A 24,068-nucleotide genomic window follows, 5' to 3' on the forward strand; every position below is an offset into this window, starting at 1 on the left:
TGACCTTGGAGCTCAGTCCCGCTACCGTCATGACCATGGCGAGGCGGACGATCACCGTGCACCAGGTACGGGCGCTGCTGAGCGGCGCCGAGCGCCGGGGCGCCGACACCCTGCCCCTGCTCCAGCGGGCGCAGATCCCTCCGCTGCTGCTCGCCGACGACCGGGCCCGCGTCACCCCGGCTCAATTCGCCCGGCTCTTCCGGGGGTTGTACGAGCTCACGGGCGACGAGTTCCTCGGGCTCAGCGAGGCCCCGAGCCGGCCCGGCACCTTCGCGATGATGTGCCACGCCTCGCTCGGATCGCGCGATCTGGGGGCGGCGATCGAGCGCGGGGTGACCTTCTACGGGCTCTTCCCGGGCGGGCCCGATCTCGTGCTCGAACGGGGTGGCAGCGGAGACGACGGCGAGGCGGTGTTCGTCGTGCGCAACGACTTCGCCTCCGCGGAGCAGCGCTTCCTCGCCGAGTGCGTGGTGATCATCTGGCACCGGCTGTGCAGCTGGCTGATCGGCCGCCGGATCCCGCTGAGCTGGGCCTCCTTCGCCTGTCCCCCGCCTCCGTACAAGGACGAATATCCCCAACTCTTCGGCTGCCCCGTGCACTTCGGGGCCGAGCGCACCGGCGCGGGCTTCGCCGCGCGGTACCTCGCCGCGCCGCTCGTACGCGACGAGGACGAGCTGGCGCAGATGCTGCGGCGGGCGCCGTTCGAACTGCTCAGCCGGCGCGAGTACGAGACCACGGTGGCCGAGCAGGTGCGCCGGGCCCTCGTGCGGGCGCTCGGGGACGCGCCGCGGCTGCCTGCGCTCGGCGAGACCGCGGCGCGGCTCGCGGTGAGCCCGGCCACGCTGCGGCGGCGGCTCGCGGCGGAGAACACCTCGTACAAGGAGCTGAAGGACTCGGTGCGCCGGGACGCGGCGATCGCCCATCTTGCCGAGGGCGGCGAGCCGATCGCGGAGCTGGCGGCGCGGCTCGGGTTCTCCGAGGACACGGCGTTCCACCGGGCCTTCCGGCGCTGGACGGGGACGACTCCGGGGGCGTACCGCCTGGCGACGTCCGCGCACGAGGCGGCGTCCGGCCGCGAGGCCGCGCCCGCGCACGAAGCGGCGTCCGGCCGCGAGGCCGCATCCGACCACGACGGCGCATCGCCCGGCGAGGCGGGCCCGGCCGCTCATGAGACGCGGAGTCAGCAAAGCTGAGCTGTCCGGTCAGCCCCGTACTTACTCGCCGGTCACTACGGTCTCCCCACTACCCCTTCCCCACAGGACAGTTGGGAGAGCCGCATGCGTATCCCCAGATCGCTCCTCTCGGGACTGTGCACCGCCGCCCTGGCCGTGGCCGTGCTGCCGGGCACTGCCGCCGCGGCGCCCGAGGCCGCCGAAGCGCCCGGTGACGTGCTGAGCGTCGCGGACTCGGCGTTCCATCCGCTGCCCGGGCAGCCCACCGACACCAAGGCGTGGAAGATCAGTTACCGGTCCACCTCCGCCACCGGGCAGCCCAACACCGTCACCGGCACGGTCATCGTGCCCAAGGACGGAAAGACGGGCCCGCGCCCGCTGATCACCTACGCGGTCGGCACCGTCGGGCTCGGCGACTCCTGCGCGCCCAGCGCCGGCTTCCCCAAGGGCACGACGATGGAGGCCAGTCTCATCCAGCAGTACCTGTGGCGCGGCTGGGCCGTGGTCGTCACCGACTACGAGGGCCTCGGCACCCCGGGCGAGCACACCTACACGGCCGGTCCCTCCGCCGGGCACGCCATGCTGGACGCGGCCCGCGCGGCCCAGCGCATCCCCGCCGCCCGGGACTCGGGGATCACCGCGCAGAGCCCGATCGGGATCGTCGGCTACTCCCAGGGCGGTCAAGCCTCCTCCTGGGCGGCCGAGTTGAAGGACTCCTACGCGCCCGAGCTGAACGTCAAGGGCACGGCGACCGGCGGCGTGCCCGCGCACCTGGAGAAGCTGGTGCCCGTGCACAACGGCTCGTACGGCTCGGGCCTGCTGTTCATGGCGGCCGCAGGCCAGGACGCCGCGTACCCGGAGCTGAAGCTGGACTCGTATCTCAATACGGCGGGCAAGGCGCTCATCGGGTTCTTCCGGAACAACTGCGTGGTCATCGACTCGACGGTCGGGTCCTTCAAACGGATCTCGGACCTGACCACGAGCAATCCGCTGGACACCCCGGAGTGGCAGAAGCGCCTGAACGAGTCGGATCTCGGCACGCACAAGCCGGACCACCCGGTGTACCTGTACCACGCGCTCGCGGACGAGCTCATCCCGTACTCGCTCGGGACCGGGCTGCGCAAGGACTGGTGCGCGCGGGGCGCCACCGTGGACTGGCGGACGATCGTGGTCGGTGAGCACGTGTCCGGGGTGATCACCGAGGTGACCCGGGTGCAGAACTGGCTCGCGGACCGCTTCGCGGGGAAGGCGACTTCGGGCAACTGCTGAACCGTCTGCTCGTGCGAGGGCCCGGCTGCGTACGCCGGGCCCTCGCTGTCGTGCGTCCGCTCAACTCCCGCCCGCTCAACTCCCGCCCGCTCAGCTCTCGTCCGCCCCGCACGAGGAGCCGTCGCTCGGCAGGGAGCCGTGCAGCAGGAAGTCGTTGACCTTGCGGTGCACGCACTTCGAGGAGGCGTAACCCGTGTGCCCCTCGCCCTTGTTGTCGAGGACCACCGCCGAGTCGCCCAGACGGCGGGCCGTCTCGGTCGTCCACTGGTACGGGGTGGCCGGGTCGCCGCGGGTGCCGACCAGCAGGAACTTCGGGGTGTCGACGTCCTTGATGGTGCGGATGTAGTCGGTGCCCTTGGGGCGTCCTGCGCAGAGCATCACCTCGTAGAACCGGACCGGCCCGAAGACGGGCGACGCCTGCCGGAACTCGGCGTCCAGCTCCTCCAGCTTCGCTTCGTCCTTCAGGTCGTCGGCCGTCAACCGGTCCGGGTCGTCGGCGCAGTTGACCGCCACCAGGGCGGCGTTGGCGTTGTCGTACGGGACCTCCTCCTCGTACGCGCCGATGTCGCGCCGCAGCAGGGACGTGGACGCGGAGGAGTCCGGCGCCGAGGCGTCCGGCGCCGGCAGGGTCAGCGCGCCCGAGATCCGCATCAGGGAGCGCGGGTCGCCGTCGAGCACCAGGGAGAGCAGGCCCTGCGAGAGGTAGGGCCACATGTCGCGGTTGTAGAGGGCGTGGCCGATCGAGTTGACCAGGTCGTCGCCGGTGAACTGGCCGAACATGGTCTCGGCCGGGAACTTGTCGAGCTGTCCCACCAGCTTGACGATGTTCTCCTTGGCCTCGCGCGAGTTGGGGCCGAGCGCACAGCCGGTGTTCCCGGCGCACCAGGTGAGGAAGTTGTCCAGAGCGGTCTGCTGGCCCTCCGCGCCCACCAGGGCCTGCTCGGTGAGCGGTTCGGTCAGGGTGTCCACACCGTCCAGCACCATCCGGCCGACCTTCTTGGGGAACTGCGCGGTGTAGACGGCGCCGAGCCGTGTCCCGTACGAGAAGCCGAGGTAGTTGAGCTTCTTGTCGCCGAGTGCCGCGCGGAGCACGTCGAGGTCGCGCGAGACGTTCACGGTCCCCATGTGCGCGAGCACCGGCCCGGAGTGCTTGCGGCACAGCTCGTACTGGGCCTTGAGCATGTCCATCGCCAGTGCCGTCTCGTCCCCGGCGTCGGAGCCCGATTCCAGCTCGGGCATGTCCGAGCCGTCGCCGCAGGTCACGGGGGAACTGCGGCCCACACCGCGCGGGTCGAAACTCACCACGTCGTACGCGTTCGTCAGCTCGCCGAAGACCTTCTCGCCGCCCGCGAGTCCTGGCACGCCCGCGCCGCCGGGTCCGCCGAAGTTCAGCACCACCGAGCCGCGCGGGTTCTTGGCCGAGGACCGGAAGCGGGCCGTCGCGAGCTTCAGGGTCTTCTTGCCGGGGTCGGCGTAGTCCAGGGGCACCTCGACCGTGCCGCACTCCAGGCCCTTCGGGGCGTGGGCCAGGGCGGTGCACTTGCCCCACTTGATCTGCTGGCTGTAGAAGCGCTGGAGGTCGGGCTGCCGGTCCTCACCGGCCGGCCCTGGAGACCCGCCGGACCCGGCCGCCGCGGCACCGCTCCCGAGCAGGGCCAGGGCGGCTACTGAGGCGATCGCGCGTATGTGCATCGGCAGCCCTTCGCTGGGGATGCCCCTTGGGCCACCATAGGTGGGGTCGCAGGGCGGGGCATGTCGGGGAGGCGGCTCTCGACGCATTCCTGACTCTCCAGTAACTTTGCGCCGTTGCCCGTTCAACTGTGTGCGGTCGGGTGTGCCGTCTGTGTGCGGTCAGGTCTGCCGTCTGTGTGCTGTCAGGTCTGCCGTCTGTGTACGGCAGGTGTGCCGTTCAGCTGTGCCGTCGCTTTGTCCCGCCCTGGTCAGGAGCCCTGTGATGACCGTCGTACGACTGGAGCACACGCCCCGCCTCGGGCCCGTGCTCCTGGCCGGTGCGCTGCGTTCCCCGCTGAAGCGGCCGCGCCCGGACGCTCCGCTGCCGGGCCGGTCGATCGCGCTCGACGCGGCCCAGGTCGACCGGGGGCGGCTCGCGGCGTACGCGGAGCTGTGCGGCTTCCCCGCCGACGGGCGGCTTCCGGTCACGTATCCGCATGTGCTCGCCTTTCCGCTGGCGATGCGCCTGATGGCGGCGCGCGACTTCCCGCTGCCGCTGCTCGGCCTGGTCCACACGTCGATCGAAATACGGCAGGAGGCCGCGCCGCTGCGCGTCGAGGACCGGCTCGAACTCTTCGTGCACGCCGAGAAGTTGACGCCGCACCGGCGCGGCACCGAGGCCACCGTGGTGACGCGGGTGCGGTGCGCGGGGCGCGGGGACACGGCCTGGATGTCGCGGTCCACGTACCTGGCGCGGCACGGAAAGCCGGGGCCCGCCACGGCCGGAGCGCCGGGCGCCGGTACGCCCGATCCCCTTCCCGTACAGGCGACTTGGCGGCTGCCGGCCTCGCTCGGGCGGCGTTACGCGGCGGTCTCGGGCGACCGCAACCCCATCCACCTGCACCCGCTCACGGCCCGGGCCTTCGGCTTCCCGCGGCAGATCGCGCACGGCATGTGGACGGCCGCCCGCTGTCTGGCGGAGCAGCCCTTCGAGGGCCCCGTGGACGTGCGCGTGGACTTCCGCGCGCCGGTGCTGCTGCCCGGCACGGTGACGTACGGCGGCCGGACCGGGCCGTTCGAACTGCGGGGTGCGGACGGGCGGTTGCATCTGACGGGGCGGGTGTCGGGGCGGGTGTGAGCGGCCAGGTCGCCGCTCGGACCGGGGTGCGGCAGCGCGTCGGCCGGCCGGGTCACTTCGGGGGCGACCAGGGCTTCCCGTGCATGAGGTTGGCCAGGCCCGACCACGCGAAGTTCATCAGGGTGGTGGCCGCGTCCCGTGCCGTGACGCCCTCGGTCGCGTTGGCCCACACCGCGAGCGCCTCGGCCGCGCCCACCAACGCCTCGGCCAGCGGGGCGACTTCGCCCTCCGGCAGGGTCGGGTCGCTGTGCGCCTCGCGGGCGGCCTCGGCGATGAGCAGCGTCACGAAGGCGACGATCTCCGCCCGCATCACGGCCACTTCGCGGGCGAAGGGCTCGCCGTGGGTACGGGCCTGGCTGTGCAGCACCGCCCAGCCGTCGGGCCGCTCCGCGGTGTGCGTGAAGAACGCCAGCAGTCCGGCCCACAGCTGCTGGTCGGCGGGTTCGCCCGGCGTGATGCCGCTGCGCACCGCCTCCACGAGGGCTGCGGCCTCGCTGCGGATGCAGGCCGTGAACAGGTCTTCCTTGGAGTTCAGATAGAGGTAGACCAGCGGCTTGGAGACGCCGGCGAGCTCGGCGATCTCGTCCATGGAGGCGGCCCGGTAGCCGCGGCGTCCGAAGGTGGCGACCGCGGCCTCCATCATCTGCCGCTCGCGCTCGGCCCGCGGCATGCGCTTGCCGCGGCGACCGCCGCCCTTCTTCCCCGCGTCCGTGCCCTGCACCCCGGCCGACCTCCCCTGTCGCTGTGCGCCTGGGCCAAGCGTACGCATGCATATGCCAGGGCGGGGGCGGGGTGCCGACGCCACGGGGGCGGGCCACGGCGCCACGGGTGCGGGGGCCTCAGGTGCGGAGGGCGCCTCAGGTGCGTGGGGCCGGCGCCGTCAGCCCCGCGCGCCAGTCCGCCGCTCCCCCGCCTCGTACTCCGCCCTGCTCAGGCCGTGCACCCGGGCCGTCCGTCCGGCCGACGGGTCCACCGTCTCGTGCAGCAGGCGCATGCCGAGCTTGGCCATGATGCGTTCCGATGCGGTGTTCTGCGGCTGGGAGATGCTCAGGATCTGGTTCAGGCCCCGGTCCACGAAGCCGAAGCGCAGCGCCGCCCTCGCCGCCTCCGTCGCGTACCCCTTGCCCCAGAACTCACGCCCGAGCCGCCAGCCGATCTCGACCGCGGGCAGCACCTCGGGCAGGAAGTGCGGGACCGCGAGACCCGTGAAGCCCGCGAACCGGCCGCCCTCGCGGACCTCGACCGCGAACAGGCCGAACCCCTCGTGCTCCCACGCCCGTTCGACCGCCTCGATCGCCGACCGCGTCGCCGCCTCGTCGCGCACCGCACCGTCGCCGATCCACCGCATCACCTCGGGGTCGGCGTTGACGGCGGCCATCGCGGCCACGTCCTCCTCGCGCCAGCGCCGCAGCACCAGGCGCTCCGTCTCGATCCTCCGCACCGTCACTCCCTTCGCACCCTCCATCCTCGGCGGGCGCGGGGCCCGGCGGCCAGACCCGATGGCCGCGCACGTACGGGCCGTACGCCCCGTCGTCCCCAGGGCCGAAGAGGCACCCGCCGTGCCGGGCCCGGGACGGACCAGGAACGGCGCGGGCGAGGCACAGCGCAGGCCCGAAGGGACGCACATCCCGCCCCGCGCGGGTGACCGCGCCGGGGCGCCGGGCTGCGCCTCGTACGCCGCGGCGGTCCGCGCCCCTACCGTCCGCGCCCATGGACACCCTCATCTTCGGCGGCCTGTTCGCCGCCCTGGTGGTCCTGTACCAGGGCCGCCCCAGGAAGATCCTTCTCGCGGTGTGGTGGGTGGTGCTGTGCGCGACGATCGCCCTCCTCGCGCACCACATCACCAGCAGCCTCAAGCTCGGGCTGAGCTACTGAGATGGCGGCCACGACCACCGCGCCCACGGCCGCGGACTCCACGCGCCCGCTCGGCAGGCTCCAGTTCTGGTTCGCCTGCTTCTTCGCCGTCGGCTGGACCGGAGTCGTCTGCGGCGGACTCGGCGTCCAGTTCATCAGCTGGGACTACCCGTGCCCGCTGTGCATGGTGCAGCGGATGTTCATGCTGCTCGCGGCGCTCGGCGCGGCCTGGATCGTGCGCCGCGGCATGACCGGCACGGTCACCGGACGCGACTACATGATGGGCTGGGGCATGGCCCTGGTCGCCGTCATGGCGGGCGGCTTCGCCTCCTGGCGCCAGACGATGCTGCACATCCTGCCCGGCGACAAGGGCTACGGGAATCCGGTGCTGGGCCTGCACATGTACGTGTGGGCCTGGATCCTCTTCATGGCCTCGGTGGTCGCCGTCGGCGTGGTCCTGACCTTCGCGCACCTCACGTCGGACACCGAGCTCCCCGTCACGCCGCTGTACCGCAGGGCGGGCCTGGCCGTGCTGGGCTTCGTCGGCCTGGTGATCGCGGTGAACCTGGTGGCGGTGTTCCTCCTGGAGGGCTTCCACTGGTTCCTGCCGGACGACCCGATCCGCTATCAGTTCTTCCACGACATCGGCGTGACCTGACGCGGCAGCGTCGCCGTCCGGCAGACACCCCCGTACGACAAAGGTGCCCGCCCCCGGACTCCGGGGGCAGGCACCTTCACGCGGTGGCGGGGATCAGGCGGCGGCCGGAACCGCGGCCGAGTCCTCGCGCCGGTCCTCGAAGGGCTCGTCGATGGGCGACGCGGACGCCTTGTCGTACGCCTCCTTGTCGAGGATGCCCTCGCGGGCGGCGACGATCACCGGGACGGCGGCCTGGCCGGCCACGTTGGTGGCGGTGCGCATCATGTCCAGGATCGGGTCGATGGCCAGGAGCAGACCCACGCCCTCCATGGGCAGGCCCAGGGTGGACAGCGTCAGGGTGAGCATGACCGTCGCGCCGGTCAGACCCGCGGTGGCCGCGGAGCCGATGACCGAGACGAAGACGATGAGCAGGTACTCCTTGATGCCGAGCTGCACGTCGAAGATGTGCGCGACGAAGATCGCGGCGATCGACGGGTAGATCGCGGCGCAGCCGTCCATCTTGGTGGTGGCGCCGAACGGGACGGCGAAGGAGGTGTACTCCTTCGGGACGCCGAGGCGCTCGGTGACCTTGACGGTGAGCGGCATGGTGCCGACCGAGGAGCGGGAGACGAAGGCCAGCTGGATCGCGGGCCAGGCGCCCTTGAAGAACTGGAGCGGGTTGACCTTGGCGACGGTCGACAGGAGCAGCGGGTAGACGCCGAACAGGACCAGGGCGCAGCCGATGTAGATGTCGGCGGTGAACGTCGCGTACTTGCTGATCAGGTCCCAGCCGTACGTGGCGATGGCGTTGCCGATGAGACCGACGGTGCCGATCGGGGAGAGCAGGATGACCCACCACAGGGCCTTCTGCAGGAGCTCGAGCACCGACTCGCTGAGGGTGAGGATCGGCTCGGCCTTCTCACCGATCTTCAGGATGGCGATACCGGCGACGGCGGCCATGAAGACGATCTGGAGCACGTTCAGCTCGGTGAACGGCGTGATGATGTCGGTCGGGATGATCCCGGTCAGGAAGTCGATCCAGGAGCCGGTGGTCTCCGGCTTGGCGCCGTCCTTCGGGGTGAGGCCGGTGCCGGCGCCCGGGTTGGTGAGCAGGCCGATGACGAGGCCGATGACGACCGCGATCAGCGACGTGATCATGAACCAGAGCAGGGTGCGCGAGGCGAGCCGCGCGGCGTTGTTGACCTTGCGGAGGTTCGTGATCGACACGAGGATCGCGAAGAAGACCAGCGGGGCCACGGCCAGCTTCAGGAGCTGGACGAAGATCGAGCCGATCTGGTCGAGCGTGGTGGTCAGCCACGCGACCTCGCCGTTGCGGGCGATGGCACCGAGGCCGACACCGACGACGAGACCGATGAGGATCTGCGCCCAGAAGGGCAGCGGTATGCGGAAGCCGGTGGACTTCTGCGGGGAGTCCTTGACAGTCGAGGACACGGGGGCACTCCAGTTGAGGTGCGCGGGGGCATGGGGACGTACGGACTTCAAAGTGGAGCGACGCGAACCGAGGACCCGGGGGGCAAGGCGCGGCGCCGCTGCAATGTGTCGCTAGCTCAAGCGCGGCAACAGGCCGCGGACATGCAGCGGCAGAGATCGACATGCAGGCGCGCGACGAGCGGGACGCTCTTCGGGTCGCGGGGCGCAGCTGCTGTCTTCATGCCGAACACGTTAACACTTGAACTTTGAGGAACTCAAAGAGCTCCTTTGGGACCGGGAGGAGGCCCAAGGGCACCTTTCGGCCACCGGAGGTCCTGAAATAGCCCGCAATAACGGGAGCCCCGGGGGCGCGAACCGTTCGGTCGCGACCCCGGGGCTCCCGGGAAGTGTGACGAGTCTTACAGCGCCTTTACGGTGCTGCGCGGCGTGGCCTGCCGCTCAGATGCCGTCCTCCATGCTGCGGTTCTCCGCGAGCCGGGACTTGGCGCGGTCCACGCGCGTGACGATCTGCGCGGACATCTCGTCGCGCTGCTTGCGGAGCAGCACGAAGCTGAGGGGCGCGGAGATGACGATGGCGAGGACGAGCACCCACAGGTAGTTGGAGTCGCCGAGGCCGCGCGGGAGCAGGCCGAAGTAGACCAGGGCCCACAGCACGACGAAGCTGCCGGCGAAGATGCCGATACGCATCAGGCTGTAGCGGACAGTGGCGTTCAGCTTGGGTGCCACGGCTGGCCTCTTTTCCTTCTACGGGATCCTGCCGACCCCATCGACGGAGTCCTGCCCGACCAGTGAACCATGTCCGGTTTCCGGTCGGTTCAGCGGCCCCGGACCCCTTGCGGAGCCTCAGTACAGCGGCAGATACATGGTGATGTCGTCCCGGTCGTCGCCGGGTGCGACGCGGATCGCGGCGGGCACGCGGCCGCCGTCCCGGTAGCCGCAGGAGGCGTAGAACCGGTCGACACCCGTGCCGCCGCGGCAGGTGAGCCGGATCATCTCGATCCCGTCGAAGCCGCGCGCGGCCTCCTCGACGGCGGCCATCAGTTCACGCCCGTACCCCTTGCCCTGGTGCTTGGGATGCACCATCACGGTGTACGCCCAGATCCAGTGCTTCATCAGGCGGTGGGTGTTGAAGGTGAGGAAGGCCGTCGCGGCGACGGCACCGTCCTCCTCGTAACCGACGAGCAGCCTCGTACGCCCCTCCGCCATCGCCGCGAAGTGCTTGAGCAGCTCGGGGCGGATGGCGTCGGGGGTGACCGGCGGGACGAAGCCGACGGCGCCGCCCGCGTTGGACACATCGGCCCAGAGCGCGAGCAGGCCGTCACGGAGCTCCGGACCCACGGAGGGGTCCAGCTTGAATATCAGGGACATCCGCGCGGGCCGGCCTCAGACCCGCATCGGCTGCGGCGACTCGCGGCGGTCGGCGTCGGGGCCCGGGTACTCGCGGATGATCTCGTAGCGCGTGTTGCGCTCGACGGGCTGGAAGCCGGCGTCGCGGATCAGGTCGAGCAGGTCCTCGCGGGAGAGCTTGTTGGGCGTCCCGTAGTTGTCGGCGTCGTGCGTGATCTTGTACTCGACCACCGAGCCGTCCATGTCGTCCGCGCCGTGCTGGAGCGCGAGCTGGGCGGTCTGCACGCCGTGCATCACCCAGAAGACCTTGACGTGCGGGATGTTGTCGAAGAGCAGGCGCGAGACCGCGAAGGTCTTCAGGGCCTCGGCGCCGGTGGCCATCGTCGTGCGCGCCTGGAGGCGGTTGCGGACCTTGCCGTCCTGCATGTCCACGAAGTCGTGCTGGTAGCGCAGCGGGATGAACACCTGGAAGCCGCCGGTCTCGTCCTGCAGCTCACGCAGCCGGAGCACGTGGTCCACGCGGTGGCGGGGCTCCTCGATGTGCCCGTACAGCATCGTGCACGGGGTCTTCAGGCCCTTGGAGTGCGCGAGGCGGTGGATGCGCGACCAGTCCTCCCAGTGGGTGCGGTGGTCGACGATGTGCTGGCGCACTTCCCAGTCGAAGATCTCGGCGCCGCCGCCGGTCAGGGACTCCAGGCCCGCCTCGATCAGCTCGTCGAGGATGTCGGAGGCCGACATGCCGGAGATGGTCTCGAAGTGGTGGATCTCGGTGGCGGTGAAGGCCTTCAGCGAGACGTTCGGCAGCGCCTTCTTGAGCTCGGAGAGCGAGCGCGGGTAGTAGCGCCACGGCAGATTGGGGTGCAGGCCGTTGACGATGTGCAGCTCGGTGAGGTTGTCGTTCTCCATCGCCTTGGCGAGGCGGACGGCCTCCTCGATGCGCATCGTGTACGCGTCCTTCTCGCCCGGCTTGCGCTGGAACGAGCAGTAGGCGCACGAGGCGGTGCACACGTTCGTCATGTTGAGGTGGCGGTTGACGTTGAAGTGGACGACATCGCCGTTCTTCTTCGTCCGCACCTCGTGGGCCAGGCCGCCGAGCCAGGCCAGGTCGTCGCTCTCGTAGAGCGCGATGCCGTCCTCGCGGGTGAGCCGCTCCCCGGAGCGGACCTTGTCTTCCAGCTCTCGCTTGAGTCCCGCGTCCACCTGGCCGCCTCCCAATACCTGACAACGTGTGCGGACCACCCACGGTACGCCCCGCCGCCGACAGCCCGGCGGGGCGGTCCCCCTGTTCGGCAGGGGTCAGAGCTGCTCGGGCAGCTCGCCGACGCGGTTCTCCCACTTGGTGGAGAGCACGATCGTGGTGCGCGTGCGCGAGACGCCCTTGGTGCCGCTGAGCCGACGGATGGTCTTCTCCAGACCGTCCACGTCGCTGGCACGCACCTTGAGCATGTACGAGTCGTCGCCCGCGATGAACCAGCAGTCCTCGATCTCGCTGAGGTCCTTGAGCCGGCGCGCCACGTCCTCGTGGTCGACGGCGTCGGAGAGCGAGATGCCGATGAGGGCGGTCACGCCGAGCCCGAGCGAGGCGGAGTCCACGGTCGCGCGGTAGCCGGTGATCACTCCGGCGCTCTCGAGCCGGTTGATGCGGTCGGTGACGCTGGGCCCCGACAGGCCTACGAGACGGCCCAGTTCGGCGTACGACGCCCGGCCGTTCTCCCTCAGGGCCTGGATGAGCTGCCTGTCCACCGCGTCCATACGCCTGGCACCTTCCATTAATTAGCGATCCCGCGAGTTTACGTATAAAATCTAAGGCATGCAGGGCCGTACCCCTGCGATTCTTCCGAGATTTGCCCTCGGATTCAACAGATTGACGCAGTGGCCTCCCCGGACGGGCGGCCGTCGCACCTTCACAACACAGCGGACCGACGCCGTTCCGCCGATCTACAGGAGTTGTTTCACCGTGTACACGCTCGAGATGGCCTACGCCCACATGCGCTCGCTGCAGGAGCTGGCCGACCGCTCGCGTGCCCACAAGTCCCCGACCGCCGCCGCCCGCGCGGACAAGCTGTCCCGCCCGGCGCGCGCCAAGAAGCGCTAACCGCCACGGGGCTCCCCCTCACGGGAGCCCCCGCCGAGCTCGCGGGAGCCGCCGCCGGTTTCGCGGGAGCCTCCGCCGAGCTCACCCTCCCAGCGGCGGTAGAGCCCGTGCGGCACACCCGCCGCGTCGAGCACCCGCCCGGCGACGAAGTCCACCAGATCCTGGATGTGCGTCGCCCCCGCGTAGAACGCCGGCGAGGCCGGGAGCACCACGGCTCCCGCCTCGTCCAGGCTCACCAGATGCTTCAGCGTCTGCCCGTTCAGCGGTGTCTCGCGCACCGCCACCACCAGCCTGCGGCTCTCCTTGAGCGTGACGCTCGCCGTGCGCTGGAGCAGATCCTTCGACAGACCGAGCGCCACTCCGGCCACGCAGGCCGTCGAGGCCGGCACGATCAGCATCCCCTTGGTCCGGTACGAGCCCGAACTCGGCCCCGCCGCAAGGTCGCCCGCGGCCCAGTGCCGTACGTCGTCGAGCCGCTCGACCCGGAAGGTCCCGGGCTTTCCGTCGGCCCCGCGGGCCAGCCACTCGGCCAGGTCCTCGCGCCAGTGCGCGTCCCGGTAGGCGATGCCGGTCTCGTCGAGCAGCGTGAGCCGCGAGGCCCGGCTGACGACCAGGTCCACGCTCTCGCCCGCGGCGAGCAGCCCTCGCAGCACCGCGGCGGCGTACGGCGTCCCGGAGGCCCCGGAGACCCCTACGACCCAGGGGATGCGCTCGGCTTCTGTCATACCCCGAGCCTATCCGCAGGCCTGGAACCAGGCCGCGCCTCCCATGCGTTGAGCGATGTGAGGGCCCGCTCCCGCCGAGCGATCGGGTTCGCTCCGGAGCCGGCCCGAGGGTGAGGGGACACCGATGTCGTACGGACAGGGATACGGGCAGGGATACGGGTACGGATCCGCGCAGCCGGTGCCGCCGGCCGCACCGCAGCAGCGCCGCCGCGACCGGGCGAAGGCCGCCGGTCTGGTCATGGCCGCGTGGCTGGGCCTGCTGTGGCTGCTCGAAGCGGTCGACGTGGCGAGCGGCCACGCCCTCGACACCTACGGGATATCGCCGCGCGAGCTGAGCGAACTGCGCGATGTCGTCCCGGCCGCGTTCCTGCACTTCGGCTGGGATCACCTGGTCGCCAACAGCATGCCGCTGCTCGTCCTCGGCTTCCTCGCCGCGCTCTCGGGCATACGGCGGTTCGCGGCGGTGGTCGCCACGATCGTGCTGGTGAGCGGGATCGGCGTCTGGCTCACTGCGCCGGCGTACTCGGTGACGGCCGGCGCCTCGGGCGTGGTGTTCGGGCTCTTCGGCTATCTGCTGGTCCGCGGCTTCGTCGACCGCCGCATCGGCGACGTGCTCGTCGGGCTCCTGGTCGGCGCGGTGTACGGGTCGATCCTGTGGGGCGTCCTTCCGACCACGGACGGGATCTCCTGGCAGGGGCACCTGTTCGGCCTGGTCGGGGGTGTGGTGGCGGCGTTCGCGTTCCGGCGCGAGCGCTGAGCACCGCCTTCGGCCGGCGCGCTCTGCCCCGCGCGCTCTGCCCCGCGCGCTCTGCTCCGTCAGGCGCGGGCGCCCGCCGCCGTCGCGGCCGACTCCGCGCGCTTGTCCCTGCGCAGCGCCACCGCGGTGGCCAGCGCGCCGATGCCCTCCCACAGGCCGACACCGATGAACCCGGCGGGAGCGCGGTCCGCGAGCACGGCCAGCGTGAAGACCGTGAAGGTGAGAAGGCGGAAGGGGACCGTCCAGCGGAAGAAGGCCTTCCAGTCGGCGCCCGCCGCGAGCACGTAGTAGACGCCCATGTTGAGGGCCGCCATCGAGGAGGCGGTCAGGAAGGTCGTCGTGTGGTCGCCGTCCGCGCGCCCGCCCGCCGGCTCCGCCGCGAAGCCCATCATGCCGATGAGGGTGTCGGGCGATATGAGCCCCACGATCCCCATCCCGGCGGCCAGGACGCCGAACACGGACATGGTCCAGCCGGCCGTCGACCGGGGCTTGAGCTTGAGCTGCACGGACTTCCCCCTCGGATACGGGCGTGCCCGCCGGACACGGGCGTGCTCGATGATCGGCTGAACCCTACGGCAGCCACAAGGAGTTGACCGTTCCGGGGTGTGACCTGTGGGGCGGGAGAGGTCTGTTGCCGCGAGACGGGAGAGGCCTGTTGCCCCTGGGTCGGGAGAGGCATGATGGCGCCGTGTCCACCGAGGAGTTCACCCACACCGCCACCGTCGCCGCCCCGGCCGCGCGCATCTTCGAGCACCTGGCGCGCCCGGAGAGCTACATCGGCCTCTCGCCGCTGCTCGTCGCCGTGCGGGACATCGCCGAGGCGGGCGGCGCGGTCCGGTACGTCGCGGTGGAGCGCTTCCGGTTCGGGCCGTTGCGCTGGGACAACCCGATCAAGGTCACGATGACCTTCCCCGAGGGCGAGCGGCGGATCGTCAGCGAGGTGCTGAGCCCCGGCCGCGTCCGGCTGACCGCGACGGTCGACCTGACCCCCGAAGGCACGGGTACGCGCGTGACCGAGACCGTCCGCGTCACGTACCCCAGACCGCTGCGGCCCTTCGTGATCGGCCAGGCGACGAAGGTCCAGCGTCACCGCCTGGCCGAACTGACCCGCCGTATGGAAGCACCGACAGCCGACGAGAACGCCTAGAGCGTCAGCCCGCGCACCAGCAGGTCCATCAGCGCGCACACGAACAGCGCGATCCCGATGAACCCGTTCACCGTGAAGAACGCGCGGTTCAGGCGGGACAGATCCTTCGGCGTCACGATCGAGTGCTCGTACGCGAAGGCCGCCGCCACGATCATCAGGCCGAGCCAGAAGAAGAACCCGGCGTCGGTGGCGTACGCGTACCAGGCGAACAGGGCCATCGTGACGACATGGGCGCCGCGCGCCCCGTACAGCGCGGCCGCGATCCCGAAGCGGGCCGGCACCGACTTCACGCCCTCGGCCCGGTCCGCCGCCACGTCCTGGCAGGCGAAGATCAGGTCGAAGCCGCCGATCCAGATGCCGACCGCGAGCCCGAGGATGACCGCGTCCCAGGACCACTCGCCGGTGATCGCGAGCCAGGCCCCGATCGGCCCTATGGCCTGGGCGAGGCCGAGGATCGCGTGCGGGAAGTTCGTGAACCTCTTGCCGTACGGATAGACCACCATCGGCACCACGGCGAGCGGCGCGAGGGCGAGGCAGAGCGGGTTGAGCAGCGCCGCCGAGCCCAGGAAGACCACGACCGCGATCAGCGCGCCGGTCCACGCGGACTTCACCGACACCGCGCCCGTGACGAGCTCGCGCCCGGCCGTGCGCGGATTGCGGGCGTCGATCTCGCGGTCGATGATCCGGTTCGCAGCCATCGCGAAGGTGCGCAGGCCGACCATGCAGATGGTGACGAGGAGCAGCCGCCCCCAGTGGATGTTCTTGTCGAGCTGGAACATGGCGGTCAGCGAGGCGATGTACGCGAAGGGCAGCGCGAACACCGAGTGCTCGATCATGACGAGGCGCAGGAACGCCTTGGTCTTGCTGCCGGAGGGCGCCGGGCCCGGGTCCACGACCCCGTCGGCGGTCGTCATCATGCGAGGCTCTCCAGAAACGCGTCGAGGTCGGCCAGGAGTCCGGCGGCCGGCAGCGGGCCGGTCACGACGGTGAGCGTCTCCGCCTCGTCGCCCGGCGGGGTGAGGTACGCGGTCAGGGACCAGGCGCCGCCGCCCTCGGCGGTGCCCGCCAGGCGCAGCGCGGCGCCGCCGTCGACCGTGAACCGCTCGCTCCCCGCGGCCAGTTCGGCCCGCAGCGCCCCGGCGAAGGCCGCGGGCTCGGCGTCGCGCACCCCGGGCAGCTCGAAGCCGTCGCCCGCGCCGTCCTTCTCCCACATCACGGCCCACAGCCCGGACGGTCCCGCGAACTCCTCGGGTGTGGCGCCCGCCTGCTCGGCGGCGCGGCGCACGTCCGGGTCGGCCGGGTCGAGTTCGGGCCGTACGAGGGCCACGTAGTCGTCCTCGCCGAGGAACAGCGCCGGTCCGCCCACCGCGGGGCTCACAGGCCGTACTCCTTCCAGCGGCGGTCGACCATGGCCGCCGTCGTGGGGTCGGACTCGACCATGTTCGGCCAGCCGCCGTCGCGCGTGTAGCCCTCCTCGGGCAGCTTCTTCGTCGCGTCGATGCCCGCCTTGCCTCCCCAGAACTGCTGGTAGGAGGCGTGGTCCAGGTGGTCGACCGGGCCCTCGACCACGGTGAGGTCGCGGGAGTAGTCGGTGTTGCCGAGCGCCCGCCAGGACACCTCGTGCAGGTTGTGCACGTCGCAGTCCGCGTCGACCACGATGATCAGCTTGGTCAGCGACATCATGTGCGCGCCCCAGATGGCGTGCATGACCTTCTGCGCGTGCTTCGGGTACTTCTTCTCGATCGAGACGATCGCGCAGTTGTGGAAGCCGCCCGACTCGGGCAGGTGGTAGTCCACGATATCCGGCACGATGATCTTGAGCAGCGGCAGGAAGAACCGCTCCGTCGCGCGGCCCAGCGGGCCGTCCTCCGTCGGCGGCCGGCCGACCACGATCGACTGGAGCAGCGGGCGCCGGCGCATCGTCACGCAGTCGATCTTCAGCGCGGGGAAGGGCTCCTGCGGGGTGTAGAAGCCGGTGTGGTCGCCGAAAGGACCCTCCGGCAGCATCTCGCCGGGCTCCAGCCAGCCCTCGATGACCACCTCGGCGTTGGCCGGGACCTGGAGCGGCACCGTCTTGCAGTCCACCATCTCGACCCGCTTGCCCTGGATGAACCCGGCGAGCAGGTACTCGTCCATGTCTCCCGGCAGCGGCGCGGTGGAGGCGTAGGTGACGGCGGGCGGGCAGCCGAAGGCGATGGCCACCGGCAGTTTCTCGCCGCGCTTGGCGGCCACTTGGTAGTGGTTGCGGCTGTCCTTGTGGATCTGCCAGTGCATGCCGATGGTGCGCTTGTCGTGGCGCTGGAGCCGGTACAGACCCAGGTTCCGTACGCCCGTCTCGGGGTGCTTGGTGTGCGTGAGCCCGAGGTTGAAGAAGGATCCGCCGTCCTCCGGCCAGGTGAAGAGCGCCGGGAGCTGCTCCAGGTCGACGTCGTCCCCGGTCAGGACGACCTCCTGGACCGGGGCGTCCTTGACCTTCTTCGGCGGCACGTGGGTCATCGCGCCGAGCTTGCCGAAGGCCTCGCGGATCCCGATGAACCCCTGCGGCAGCTCGGGCTTGAGCAGCCCGCCGATCTTCTCGCTGATCTCGCTGTACGACTTGAGGCCCAGCGCCTTGAGCAGGCGCCGGTCGGTCCCGTACACGTTCATCGCGAGCGGCATGGACGAGCCGCGCACGTTCTCGAACAGGAGCGCCGGGCCGCCCGCCTTGTTGACCCGGTCGACGATCTCGCCGACCTCCAGATACGGGTCGACCTCGGCCTTGATGCGCTTCAGGTCGCCCTCGCGCTCCAGGGCACGGAGCAGGGAGCGAAGATCGTCATAAGCCATACGTCCCAGTATCCGGCACCCGCTACCCTGGCCCCATCACCGGGGGCGCCGAGCCGGAAAGCCACCGCACCGGCCACCGTGCCCCGCCGTCGCCTCAGGGGGAATGCGCACCATGCTCCGGGTCCTGATGTTCCTGATCCCGCTCGCGCTGACGATCTATGCGTTCATCGACTGTCTGAACACCCCCGAGGACGAGGCGAAGCATCTGCCGAAGATCGCCTGGGTCTTCATCATCCTGCTGTTCTGGATCGTCGGTCCGATCGTCTGGCTCGCCGCCGGCAAGGACCGCACCCCGCCGCAGGGCGGCCGCACCCCCTCGGAGTGGCACCGCAACCACCGCACGACGTGGGTGGCGCCGGACGACAACCCCGAGTTCCTGAAGTCCCTCAAGGACGAGAACGAGAAGGACGAGGCCGTCCTCAAGGACTGGGAGGCGGATCTGCGCCGCCGCGAGGAGGAGCTGAAGAAGCGCGAGGCGGGCGGCGGCGAGGAGGGCCCGAAGGACGAGGGCACGAAGTAGCCCTCGGGCCCGCCCTTTCTCGTACGGCTGCCACTGCCCGTACGCGACGCCCTGCCCGTACGGGACGCCCTGCCCGTACGCGACGCCCTGCCCGTACGGGACGCCCTGCCCGTACGCGACGCCCTGTCCGTAGGGACGCCTACCCCTTCTCGTACGACTCCCGCAGCTCACGCCACCGGTCCAGGCTCCACGTCGACCAGTCCTTCGGGCGCCCGTCCAGGGCGTCGAGCAGGAACTCGAAGTGGTTGTGCCAGCCCGCGAGGCAGTCCAGGCGCAGGGAGTCGTCGCCCTCGAACTCGTTGGTGAAGCGCACGACGGTCGTGGGCGCGTCCGGGACTCCGTGTTCGAGGTGGAAGCGGCAGCGGCCGTGCAGGTCGATCGTGTACTCCACGACCCTCTCGACATCCCAGGCCGTCACCTGGCCCGAGTGCACCGCGTCCCGCTCGTTGTTCAGCCAGCGCAAGGTGACCGCGCCGCCGAGCCGCGGTTCGAGGACGTCGGCGGCCGCCAGCCAGCCGGGCAGCTCGTCGGGTTTGACCAGGGCGGTCCAGACCCGCTCCACGGGGTGGGGCAGGTGCAGCACGAAGTGGAGCGTCTGAGTGCGCCCCTCGGTGCGGCTGGTGCCACGCTCGATGGATTCGCTCATGCCCCCAGCCTCCCGCCGATCCGGGCCGCGCGCACCGTCTGGTACGGCGCCCGCGGCCTGGTACGGCGCCCGCGGCCCGGATCCTCCGGGTACCGGCTAGTCCTGGGCGGCCTTCTCCTTGCGGCGCAGCTTCTCGTCCTGGTGCGCCTCGGCCTCCGGGGCCGAGTCCACCACCTTGCGTTCGAGCACCGCGGTGTTCGCAGTGACCTGTCCCGCGGGCATTCCCGGGCACTGCCGCTCCGGCTGCCCGGGCTGCTGCGCGGTGCCGCCGTCGGTGGCCCTGGTGGTGACGCCCCGCTCGCCCAGGTACTCGTAGGTCTCCGGGTCGAAGATCAACTCGTCGCGGACGCCCGACTCCTCGTCCACGCGGCCGACCGCGATCCCCTTGCGGCCGATCGCGTCGGTGGCGTCCTTCACCAGCGTCACGCCGTCGATCCGCCCGGCGGCCCGGTACAGGGCCGCGGCCACCTTCGGCGGCACGAGCGACTCGCGGACCAGGTCGCCGACGAGGACGAAGGTGTTCTGGTCCTCGCTCTTGCCGCCCTCGCTCGCCTTGTGCAGCCAGTCGAGCATCTTCGCCGGGTCGGTCGGCAGGGTCTCCAGATGGCGGTAGTACGTGTTCGAAGGCAGGCCCGGGGTCGGGGTGCCCAGGGAAGTGGTCCCCGGACCCTCGCGCTCCGCACGGAGCACTCCGGGCCGGGTGCCGTCCACCGAGAGCCACACCTCGCGCAGGGAGGGCGACTCCAGGCGGGCCGGTTCGCAGAGCTGCTGCACGGTGTACGCGGCCTTCGTCTTCACGTACACGTACTGCTCGTCGCGGACCGGCCCGGTGTGCTTCGCCGCCGCGACCGTCGCCACCCGGTCGAGCAGCTCGGCCGCGTCGGCCGGCGCACCGCCCGCCTGCCGCGGGGCGCCGCCCGCCTCCTGGCGCGGTGCACCCGGCGTGCCCGCTCCCCCGCCCGTACCGTCTTCGCCGGTGCCCACGAGGGCGAAGCCGCCGACGACCGCGAGGGCGAGCGTCCCGGCCAGCGCGGGACCCGCGAAGGCGGGGCGCAGCCATCCGCGGCGCGGCTCGGGACGGCGCTCTTCCCGCTGGATCTCGTTCAACAGGTGCTCCTTCAGGAGGTCTCGACGGCCCTCCGGAAGCTCCCGCTCGGAAAGGTCGCCCGCGGCGGGCTCCCTCTCGGGCAGGTGCGGGAAGTCGTTCATCGGTTCCCCTCCTGGACGGCCTCGGCCGCGGAGATGCGGCCTCCTCCTACCTGTCCGCGTACCGCGGGTGGTTCCAATGCTTTCGCGAGTTTTGTACGGGCCCGGGAGAGCCGTGAGCGGACCGTGCCCACCGGGATGCCCAGGGCCTCGGCGGCCGCCGCGTAGTCGAGCCCGGACCACACGCACAGCGCGAGCACCTCGCGCTCGGGCCGGCGCAGGGTGTCCAGGGCCGTGCGGACCAGGGCGAGTTGGGCCTTGTCGTCGATCCGGGCCGCGACCTCGTCGGCGAAGTCCCGTACCTCCGTCTCCGGTCCGCGCCGCGGCAGCCGCGCGACGGCGGCGGCGTGCCGGCGGGCGGCTCGGCGGGTGTTGCGCACGACGTTGGTGGTGATGCCGAGCAGCCAGGGCCGCAGCGACCCGCCCTCCTCGTCGACCTTGGCGCGCAGCCGCCAGGCCTCCAGGAAGGTCAGCGACACCGCGTCCTCGGCCGCGGCCCAGTCGCCGGTGAGGCGGAAGGCGTGGTTGTAGACGGACCGGGCACAGCCGTCGAAGAGTTCGGCGAAGGCCGTGTGGTCCCCGTCCCGTACGCGTCTTCGCAGGTGTGTGTCCACACTCCCCACCTGTCCGTACGGCGAAGGCCGGTTCCCGTGACCCGTGTCACAGGAACCGGCCTTCGCCGCAAGCCGTGCAGTGCCGTGCGGTGCTGTGCCGTGCGATGCGGTGCGTCAGAAGCCGACGCTGGTGAGCGCCATGCCCACGTCCGCGTAGGAGTGCTTGCCGGAGAGGAACATGTTGACGCCGTAGTAGTTCCACAGCCAGGTCGCGAAGGCGAACAGCGCCAGGTAGGCGGCCTTGCGGCCCTTCCAGCCCGCGGTCGCGCGCGCGTGCAGGTAGGCGGCGTAGGCGACCCAGGTCACGAACGACCAGACCTCCTTGGGGTCCCAGCCCCAGTAGCGGCCCCAGGCGTCGCCGGCCCAGATCGCGCCGGCGATGATCGTGAACGTCCACAGCGGGAAGACCGCGGCATTGACCCGGTACGAGAACTTGTCCAGCGAGGCCGCAGACGGCAGCCGGCCCAGGACCGAGCTGGCGAAGGTGCCGGGCTGACCGCCCTGGGCCAGCTTGTTCTCGTACGCGTCGCGGAAGAGGTAGAGCACCGCGCCGACGGCGCCGAGGTAGAAGACCGCGCCGCAGAAGATGGCGGTGGAGACGTGGATCCACAGCCAGTACGAGTCGAGGGCCGGGACCAGCTGGTCGCTCGCCGTGTAGAGGACCTTGACCGCGATGCCGAGGTCGAGCAGGACCGTGGTGACCAGGATCAGGCCGATCCAGCGGACGTTCTTGCCGAGGGCGAGCAGCACCAGGTACGTGGAGACGGCCACCGCGGAGAAGGTGATCGAGAACTCGTACATGTTGCCCCACGGGGCCCGCATCACGGACATCGCGCGGGCGACCACACCGCCGACGTGGATGAGGGCGGCGAGGACGGTGAGCGAGACGGCGACGCGGCCGTACAGGTCGCCCTTCTCGGTGCCGCCGTGCGCGCCCGGACCGTCGGGGACGTCACGGGAGCCGGCCGCCGAACGGGTCACGACCTTGGGGCGGTCGAGCACGGCGGTGCTGCCGCCCTTGCGCACCTGCACCTTCGGCGCCTCGGCGGCCGGGGCGGCGGAGGCGGTCTCGGTGAGCGCCGCGGCCGTACGGCCGACCTTGCTGCGGCTGCCGAAGACCCACTCGGCGATATGGGCGAGAAAGGCCAGGGTGTAGACGGCCATCGACGAATAGATCAGCGTGTTGCTGATGTTCGCCAGGTTCTCGTTGGTGGCGGCGGCGAGATTCACTTCTCAGCCCCTTCGGCAGGAACAGCTTCGGATTCGGAGGAGTCTTCGGGATCTGCGGGGTCCGCGGTCTCGGGCACGGACGGCGCCCTGGTGTGCAGGAGGGCGGCCAGGTCGCCCAGTTCCTCGGGGACCTTCGCGGACTCGCTGCGGCCCAGGCCCGCCATCTCGACGACGGTCACGCCGTCCTCGCCGCGCACCGCGCGCACCCAGACGCGGCGGCGCTGGATGAACAGCGAGCCGACGAGGCCCACGATCGCGGCGACGGCGCCGGCGAGCGCCCAGCCGTTGCCCGGCTGCTGCTTGATCTGGAAGGAGGCCCATTCGCGGAGCTCCTTCTCGAACGTGATGGAGCCCTGGCCGCCGGGCAGCTTCATGGTCTCGCCGGGCAGCAGCCGCTGCTTGAACAGGTCGCCGTTCTTGTCCTTGAACTCCTTCATCTTCCGCGTGTCCAGCTGGTACACGTTCTGCGGGATGCCGGAGTCGATGCCGAGCGAACCGTGGTACGCGGACAGCGCCAGGACGGGGAACTCGGGGCCGGGGAACTGCGAGAGCATCTCGCCCTTGCCTACGCCCGCGAAGGTGGGCACGAAGAAGGCGTTGAAGCCGAGCTGCTCCTTGACGCCGTCCTTGTTGCGGTAGCCGTCGGTGACCTTGATGGCTCCGGTCGACGTGATGTTGTTGTCGATCGGAAGGAGCGGCACCGCGCCGGAGAAGACGGTCTTGCCGCGGGCGTCCTTGACGGTGACGACCGGCGCGTAGCCGTGGGCGATCAGGTAGACCTTGGAGTCGCCCACTTCCAGCGGCGAGTTGACCTCGATGGCCTTCTTCTTCGTCGGACCGTCCACGCCCTCGGTGTACGTGACGTGGGCTTTGAAGGTGCGCGGGGTGCCCCGGTTCGGGCCGCTCTTCTGGTAGTCGTCCTCGAACTTGTCGAGCTGGAAGCTGAAGCGCTCAAGGTTGTCGTTGTCGAAGAGCGAGCCGGACTGGAAGTCGTCGTACTGCGGCAGGACGTTGGCCATGCCGCCGTCGCCCTCGACCATGAGCTTGCCGCCCTCGGACTTGAACAGGACGCCGGCGGCGAAGGCCACGAGCATCACGATCAGCGAGATGTGGAAGACCAGGTTGCCGGCCTCGCGCAGATAGCCCTTCTCTGCTGCTACCCCGTCCCCGACGATGTGCGAGCGGAAGCGCCGGCCCTTGAGCAGCTCGAGCGCCTCGTCCCGTACCTCTTCGGGAGAGGACTCGGTGCGCCAGGTCGTGTACGCGGGCAGGCGGGTGAGGCGCTTGGGCGCGCCCGGCGGGCGGCCGCGGAGCTGGCCGACGAACTGCCAGGTGCGCGGGACGATGCAGCCGATCAGCGAGATGAACAGCAGGATGTAGATCGCCGAGAACCACACCGAGCTGTAGACGTCGAAGAGCTGGAGCTTCTCGTAGATCGGCGTGAGCGTCTCGTGCGCGGCCTTGAACTGCTGGACCTTCAGCTCGTCCACGCTGTTCTGCGGGACCAGCGAGCCGGGGATCGCGCCGAGCGAGAGCAGGAAGAGCAGGATCAGGGCGACCCGCATCGAGGTGAGCTGCCGCCAGAACCAGCGGGCCCAGCCGACCACCCCGAGCGAGGGCAGGTTGGGCAGCTCCTCCTTGGGGGCGGTGGACAGCTGCGAGCCGGCCGCGCCGAGGTCCTCGGCGTCGGGCGAGGTGCCGCGGCCTGTGGTGTCCGCCGCGCCGTTCCCGGCTCCGGGGCTGGTGTCCGTCTTGCTCATTC

At 70.8% G+C, this 24,068-nt stretch carries 27 protein-coding genes; 9 read left to right on the top strand and 18 right to left on the bottom strand.

The genetic code is table 11. From position 1 onward, the window contains the following. Positions 1 to 35: 35 nt before the first annotated feature. A complete protein-coding gene (locus BLT97_RS33515; protein ID WP_093617220.1) occupies positions 36 to 1,193 on the top strand; it encodes an AraC family transcriptional regulator in 1,158 nt (385 codons plus the stop codon). A gap of 84 nt (positions 1,194 to 1,277) precedes the next feature. After that, a complete protein-coding gene (locus BLT97_RS33520) occupies positions 1,278 to 2,441 on the top strand; it encodes a lipase family protein (protein WP_093617146.1) in 1,164 nt (387 codons plus the stop codon). A 90-nt stretch (positions 2,442 to 2,531) separates the two neighbouring features. On the opposite strand, the gene BLT97_RS33525 is transcribed toward BLT97_RS33520, so the two are convergent. Then, positions 2,532 to 4,133, bottom strand: coding sequence for an alpha/beta hydrolase (locus BLT97_RS33525; protein ID WP_093617148.1), 1,602 nt, complete (start codon positions 4,131 to 4,133; stop codon positions 2,532 to 2,534). 262 nt (positions 4,134 to 4,395) lie between these two features. Here BLT97_RS33525 and BLT97_RS33530 point away from each other — a divergent pair, with 262 nt between their 5' ends. Further along, the gene (locus tag BLT97_RS33530; RefSeq protein WP_093617150.1) at positions 4,396 to 5,250 is read left to right on the top strand and encodes a MaoC family dehydratase; all 855 of its coding nucleotides are present in this window, start codon (positions 4,396 to 4,398) and stop codon (positions 5,248 to 5,250) included. A gap of 52 nt (positions 5,251 to 5,302) precedes the next feature. Here BLT97_RS33530 and BLT97_RS33535 read toward each other — a convergent pair whose 3' ends face one another. Continuing rightward, a complete protein-coding gene (locus BLT97_RS33535) occupies positions 5,303 to 5,920 on the bottom strand; it encodes a TetR/AcrR family transcriptional regulator (RefSeq protein WP_093617222.1) in 618 nt (205 codons plus the stop codon). 210 nt (positions 5,921 to 6,130) lie between these two features. Next, entirely contained in the window at positions 6,131 to 6,682 is a 552-nt protein-coding gene (locus tag BLT97_RS33540; RefSeq protein ID WP_425442809.1) for a GNAT family N-acetyltransferase, read from the bottom strand. Between the two features lie 278 nt (positions 6,683 to 6,960). On the opposite strand from BLT97_RS33540, the gene BLT97_RS38135 reads away from it, so the two are divergent. Further along, positions 6,961 to 7,125 (top strand): DUF5993 family protein, encoded by a 165-nt coding sequence (locus tag BLT97_RS38135; protein ID WP_176953983.1) that lies wholly within the window; start codon positions 6,961 to 6,963, stop codon positions 7,123 to 7,125. A gap of 1 nt (position 7,126) precedes the next feature. Beyond that, positions 7,127 to 7,762, top strand: a complete 636-nt coding sequence (locus BLT97_RS33545; RefSeq protein ID WP_093617154.1) for a disulfide bond formation protein B — start codon at positions 7,127 to 7,129, stop codon at positions 7,760 to 7,762. Positions 7,763 to 7,855: 93 nt separating this feature from the next. Here the strand turns inward: BLT97_RS33545 and BLT97_RS33550 are convergent, their stop codons facing one another. From BLT97_RS33550 to BLT97_RS33570, 5 genes are all read right to left on the bottom strand, one after another. Further along, positions 7,856 to 9,193 (bottom strand): dicarboxylate/amino acid:cation symporter, encoded by a 1,338-nt coding sequence (locus tag BLT97_RS33550; protein ID WP_093617156.1) that lies wholly within the window; start codon positions 9,191 to 9,193, stop codon positions 7,856 to 7,858. A gap of 438 nt (positions 9,194 to 9,631) precedes the next feature. Continuing rightward, the gene (locus BLT97_RS33555) at positions 9,632 to 9,919 is read right to left on the bottom strand and encodes a DUF4229 domain-containing protein (RefSeq protein WP_281251164.1); all 288 of its coding nucleotides are present in this window, start codon (positions 9,917 to 9,919) and stop codon (positions 9,632 to 9,634) included. Positions 9,920 to 10,036: 117 nt separating this feature from the next. Further along, positions 10,037 to 10,561, bottom strand: a complete 525-nt coding sequence (locus BLT97_RS33560) for a GNAT family N-acetyltransferase (RefSeq protein WP_093617158.1) — start codon at positions 10,559 to 10,561, stop codon at positions 10,037 to 10,039. A gap of 15 nt (positions 10,562 to 10,576) precedes the next feature. After that, the gene (gene mqnE, locus BLT97_RS33565; protein WP_093617160.1) at positions 10,577 to 11,740 is read right to left on the bottom strand and encodes an aminofutalosine synthase MqnE; all 1,164 of its coding nucleotides are present in this window, start codon (positions 11,738 to 11,740) and stop codon (positions 10,577 to 10,579) included. A gap of 96 nt (positions 11,741 to 11,836) precedes the next feature. Next, positions 11,837 to 12,292, bottom strand: coding sequence for an Lrp/AsnC family transcriptional regulator (locus BLT97_RS33570; RefSeq protein ID WP_093617162.1), 456 nt, complete (start codon positions 12,290 to 12,292; stop codon positions 11,837 to 11,839). 205 nt (positions 12,293 to 12,497) lie between these two features. Between BLT97_RS33570 and BLT97_RS38140 the strand changes: the two genes are divergently transcribed. Then, the gene (locus BLT97_RS38140; RefSeq protein ID WP_176953980.1) at positions 12,498 to 12,635 is read left to right on the top strand and encodes a hypothetical protein; all 138 of its coding nucleotides are present in this window, start codon (positions 12,498 to 12,500) and stop codon (positions 12,633 to 12,635) included. On the opposite strand, the gene BLT97_RS33575 is transcribed toward BLT97_RS38140, so the two are convergent. Further along, entirely contained in the window at positions 12,632 to 13,360 is a 729-nt protein-coding gene (locus tag BLT97_RS33575; protein WP_093617164.1) for a UbiX family flavin prenyltransferase, read from the bottom strand. The two genes, BLT97_RS38140 and BLT97_RS33575, sit on opposite strands and share 4 nt — an antisense overlap. 238 nt (positions 13,361 to 13,598) lie before the next feature. On the opposite strand from BLT97_RS33575, the gene BLT97_RS33580 reads away from it, so the two are divergent. After that, the gene (locus BLT97_RS33580; protein ID WP_245769691.1) at positions 13,599 to 14,117 is read left to right on the top strand and encodes a rhomboid family intramembrane serine protease; all 519 of its coding nucleotides are present in this window, start codon (positions 13,599 to 13,601) and stop codon (positions 14,115 to 14,117) included. A gap of 59 nt (positions 14,118 to 14,176) precedes the next feature. On the opposite strand, the gene BLT97_RS33585 is transcribed toward BLT97_RS33580, so the two are convergent. Further along, a complete protein-coding gene (locus BLT97_RS33585) occupies positions 14,177 to 14,581 on the bottom strand; it encodes a hypothetical protein (RefSeq protein WP_093617226.1) in 405 nt (134 codons plus the stop codon). 224 nt (positions 14,582 to 14,805) lie between these two features. Between BLT97_RS33585 and BLT97_RS33590 the strand changes: the two genes are divergently transcribed. Beyond that, complete coding sequence (locus tag BLT97_RS33590; RefSeq protein ID WP_093617168.1) at positions 14,806 to 15,264, top strand: SRPBCC family protein; 459 nt, start codon at positions 14,806 to 14,808, stop codon at positions 15,262 to 15,264. Here the strand turns inward: BLT97_RS33590 and mqnP are convergent. Genes mqnP through BLT97_RS33605 form a run of 3 tightly spaced genes read right to left on the bottom strand, consistent with a single transcriptional unit; the run spans position 15,261 to position 18,090 of the window. After that, positions 15,261 to 16,181 (bottom strand): menaquinone biosynthesis prenyltransferase MqnP, encoded by a 921-nt coding sequence (gene mqnP, locus BLT97_RS33595; protein ID WP_093617170.1) that lies wholly within the window; start codon positions 16,179 to 16,181, stop codon positions 15,261 to 15,263. The genes BLT97_RS33590 and mqnP overlap by 4 nt on opposite strands. Further along, positions 16,178 to 16,642, bottom strand: coding sequence for a hypothetical protein (locus tag BLT97_RS33600; protein WP_093617172.1), 465 nt, complete (start codon positions 16,640 to 16,642; stop codon positions 16,178 to 16,180). The genes mqnP and BLT97_RS33600 overlap by 4 nt, the downstream gene beginning before the upstream one ends. After that, positions 16,639 to 18,090: a menaquinone biosynthesis decarboxylase gene (locus BLT97_RS33605; protein ID WP_093617174.1), complete on the bottom strand. Its 1,452-nt coding sequence runs from the start codon at positions 18,088 to 18,090 to the stop codon at positions 16,639 to 16,641. Before BLT97_RS33605 ends, BLT97_RS33600 begins: the two co-directional genes overlap by 4 nt. Positions 18,091 to 18,202: 112 nt before the next feature. Here BLT97_RS33605 and BLT97_RS33610 point away from each other — a divergent pair, with 112 nt between their 5' ends. Beyond that, positions 18,203 to 18,610 (top strand): PLD nuclease N-terminal domain-containing protein, encoded by a 408-nt coding sequence (locus tag BLT97_RS33610; RefSeq protein WP_093617176.1) that lies wholly within the window; start codon positions 18,203 to 18,205, stop codon positions 18,608 to 18,610. A gap of 139 nt (positions 18,611 to 18,749) precedes the next feature. Here BLT97_RS33610 and BLT97_RS33615 read toward each other — a convergent pair whose 3' ends face one another. From BLT97_RS33615 to resB, 5 genes are all read right to left on the bottom strand, one after another. Next, on the bottom strand, positions 18,750 to 19,256 hold the full coding sequence (locus BLT97_RS33615; RefSeq protein ID WP_093617178.1) for an SRPBCC domain-containing protein: 507 nt from the start codon (positions 19,254 to 19,256) through the stop codon (positions 18,750 to 18,752). 96 nt (positions 19,257 to 19,352) lie between these two features. Beyond that, positions 19,353 to 20,465, bottom strand: coding sequence for a CU044_5270 family protein (locus tag BLT97_RS33620; protein ID WP_093617180.1), 1,113 nt, complete (start codon positions 20,463 to 20,465; stop codon positions 19,353 to 19,355). Beyond that, a complete protein-coding gene (locus BLT97_RS33625; RefSeq protein WP_093617182.1) occupies positions 20,462 to 21,076 on the bottom strand; it encodes an RNA polymerase sigma factor in 615 nt (204 codons plus the stop codon). The genes BLT97_RS33620 and BLT97_RS33625 overlap by 4 nt, the downstream gene beginning before the upstream one ends. A gap of 114 nt (positions 21,077 to 21,190) precedes the next feature. Beyond that, positions 21,191 to 22,306 (bottom strand): c-type cytochrome biogenesis protein CcsB, encoded by a 1,116-nt coding sequence (gene ccsB / locus BLT97_RS33630; protein WP_176953984.1) that lies wholly within the window; start codon positions 22,304 to 22,306, stop codon positions 21,191 to 21,193. Next, entirely contained in the window at positions 22,303 to 24,066 is a 1,764-nt protein-coding gene (gene resB, locus BLT97_RS33635; protein ID WP_093617184.1) for a cytochrome c biogenesis protein ResB, read from the bottom strand. The genes ccsB and resB overlap by 4 nt, the downstream gene beginning before the upstream one ends. Positions 24,067 to 24,068: the final 2 nt, after the last annotated feature.

Source organism: Streptomyces indicus (genome assembly GCF_900100315.1).
Taxonomy (GTDB): domain Bacteria; phylum Actinomycetota; class Actinomycetes; order Streptomycetales; family Streptomycetaceae; genus Streptomyces; species Streptomyces indicus.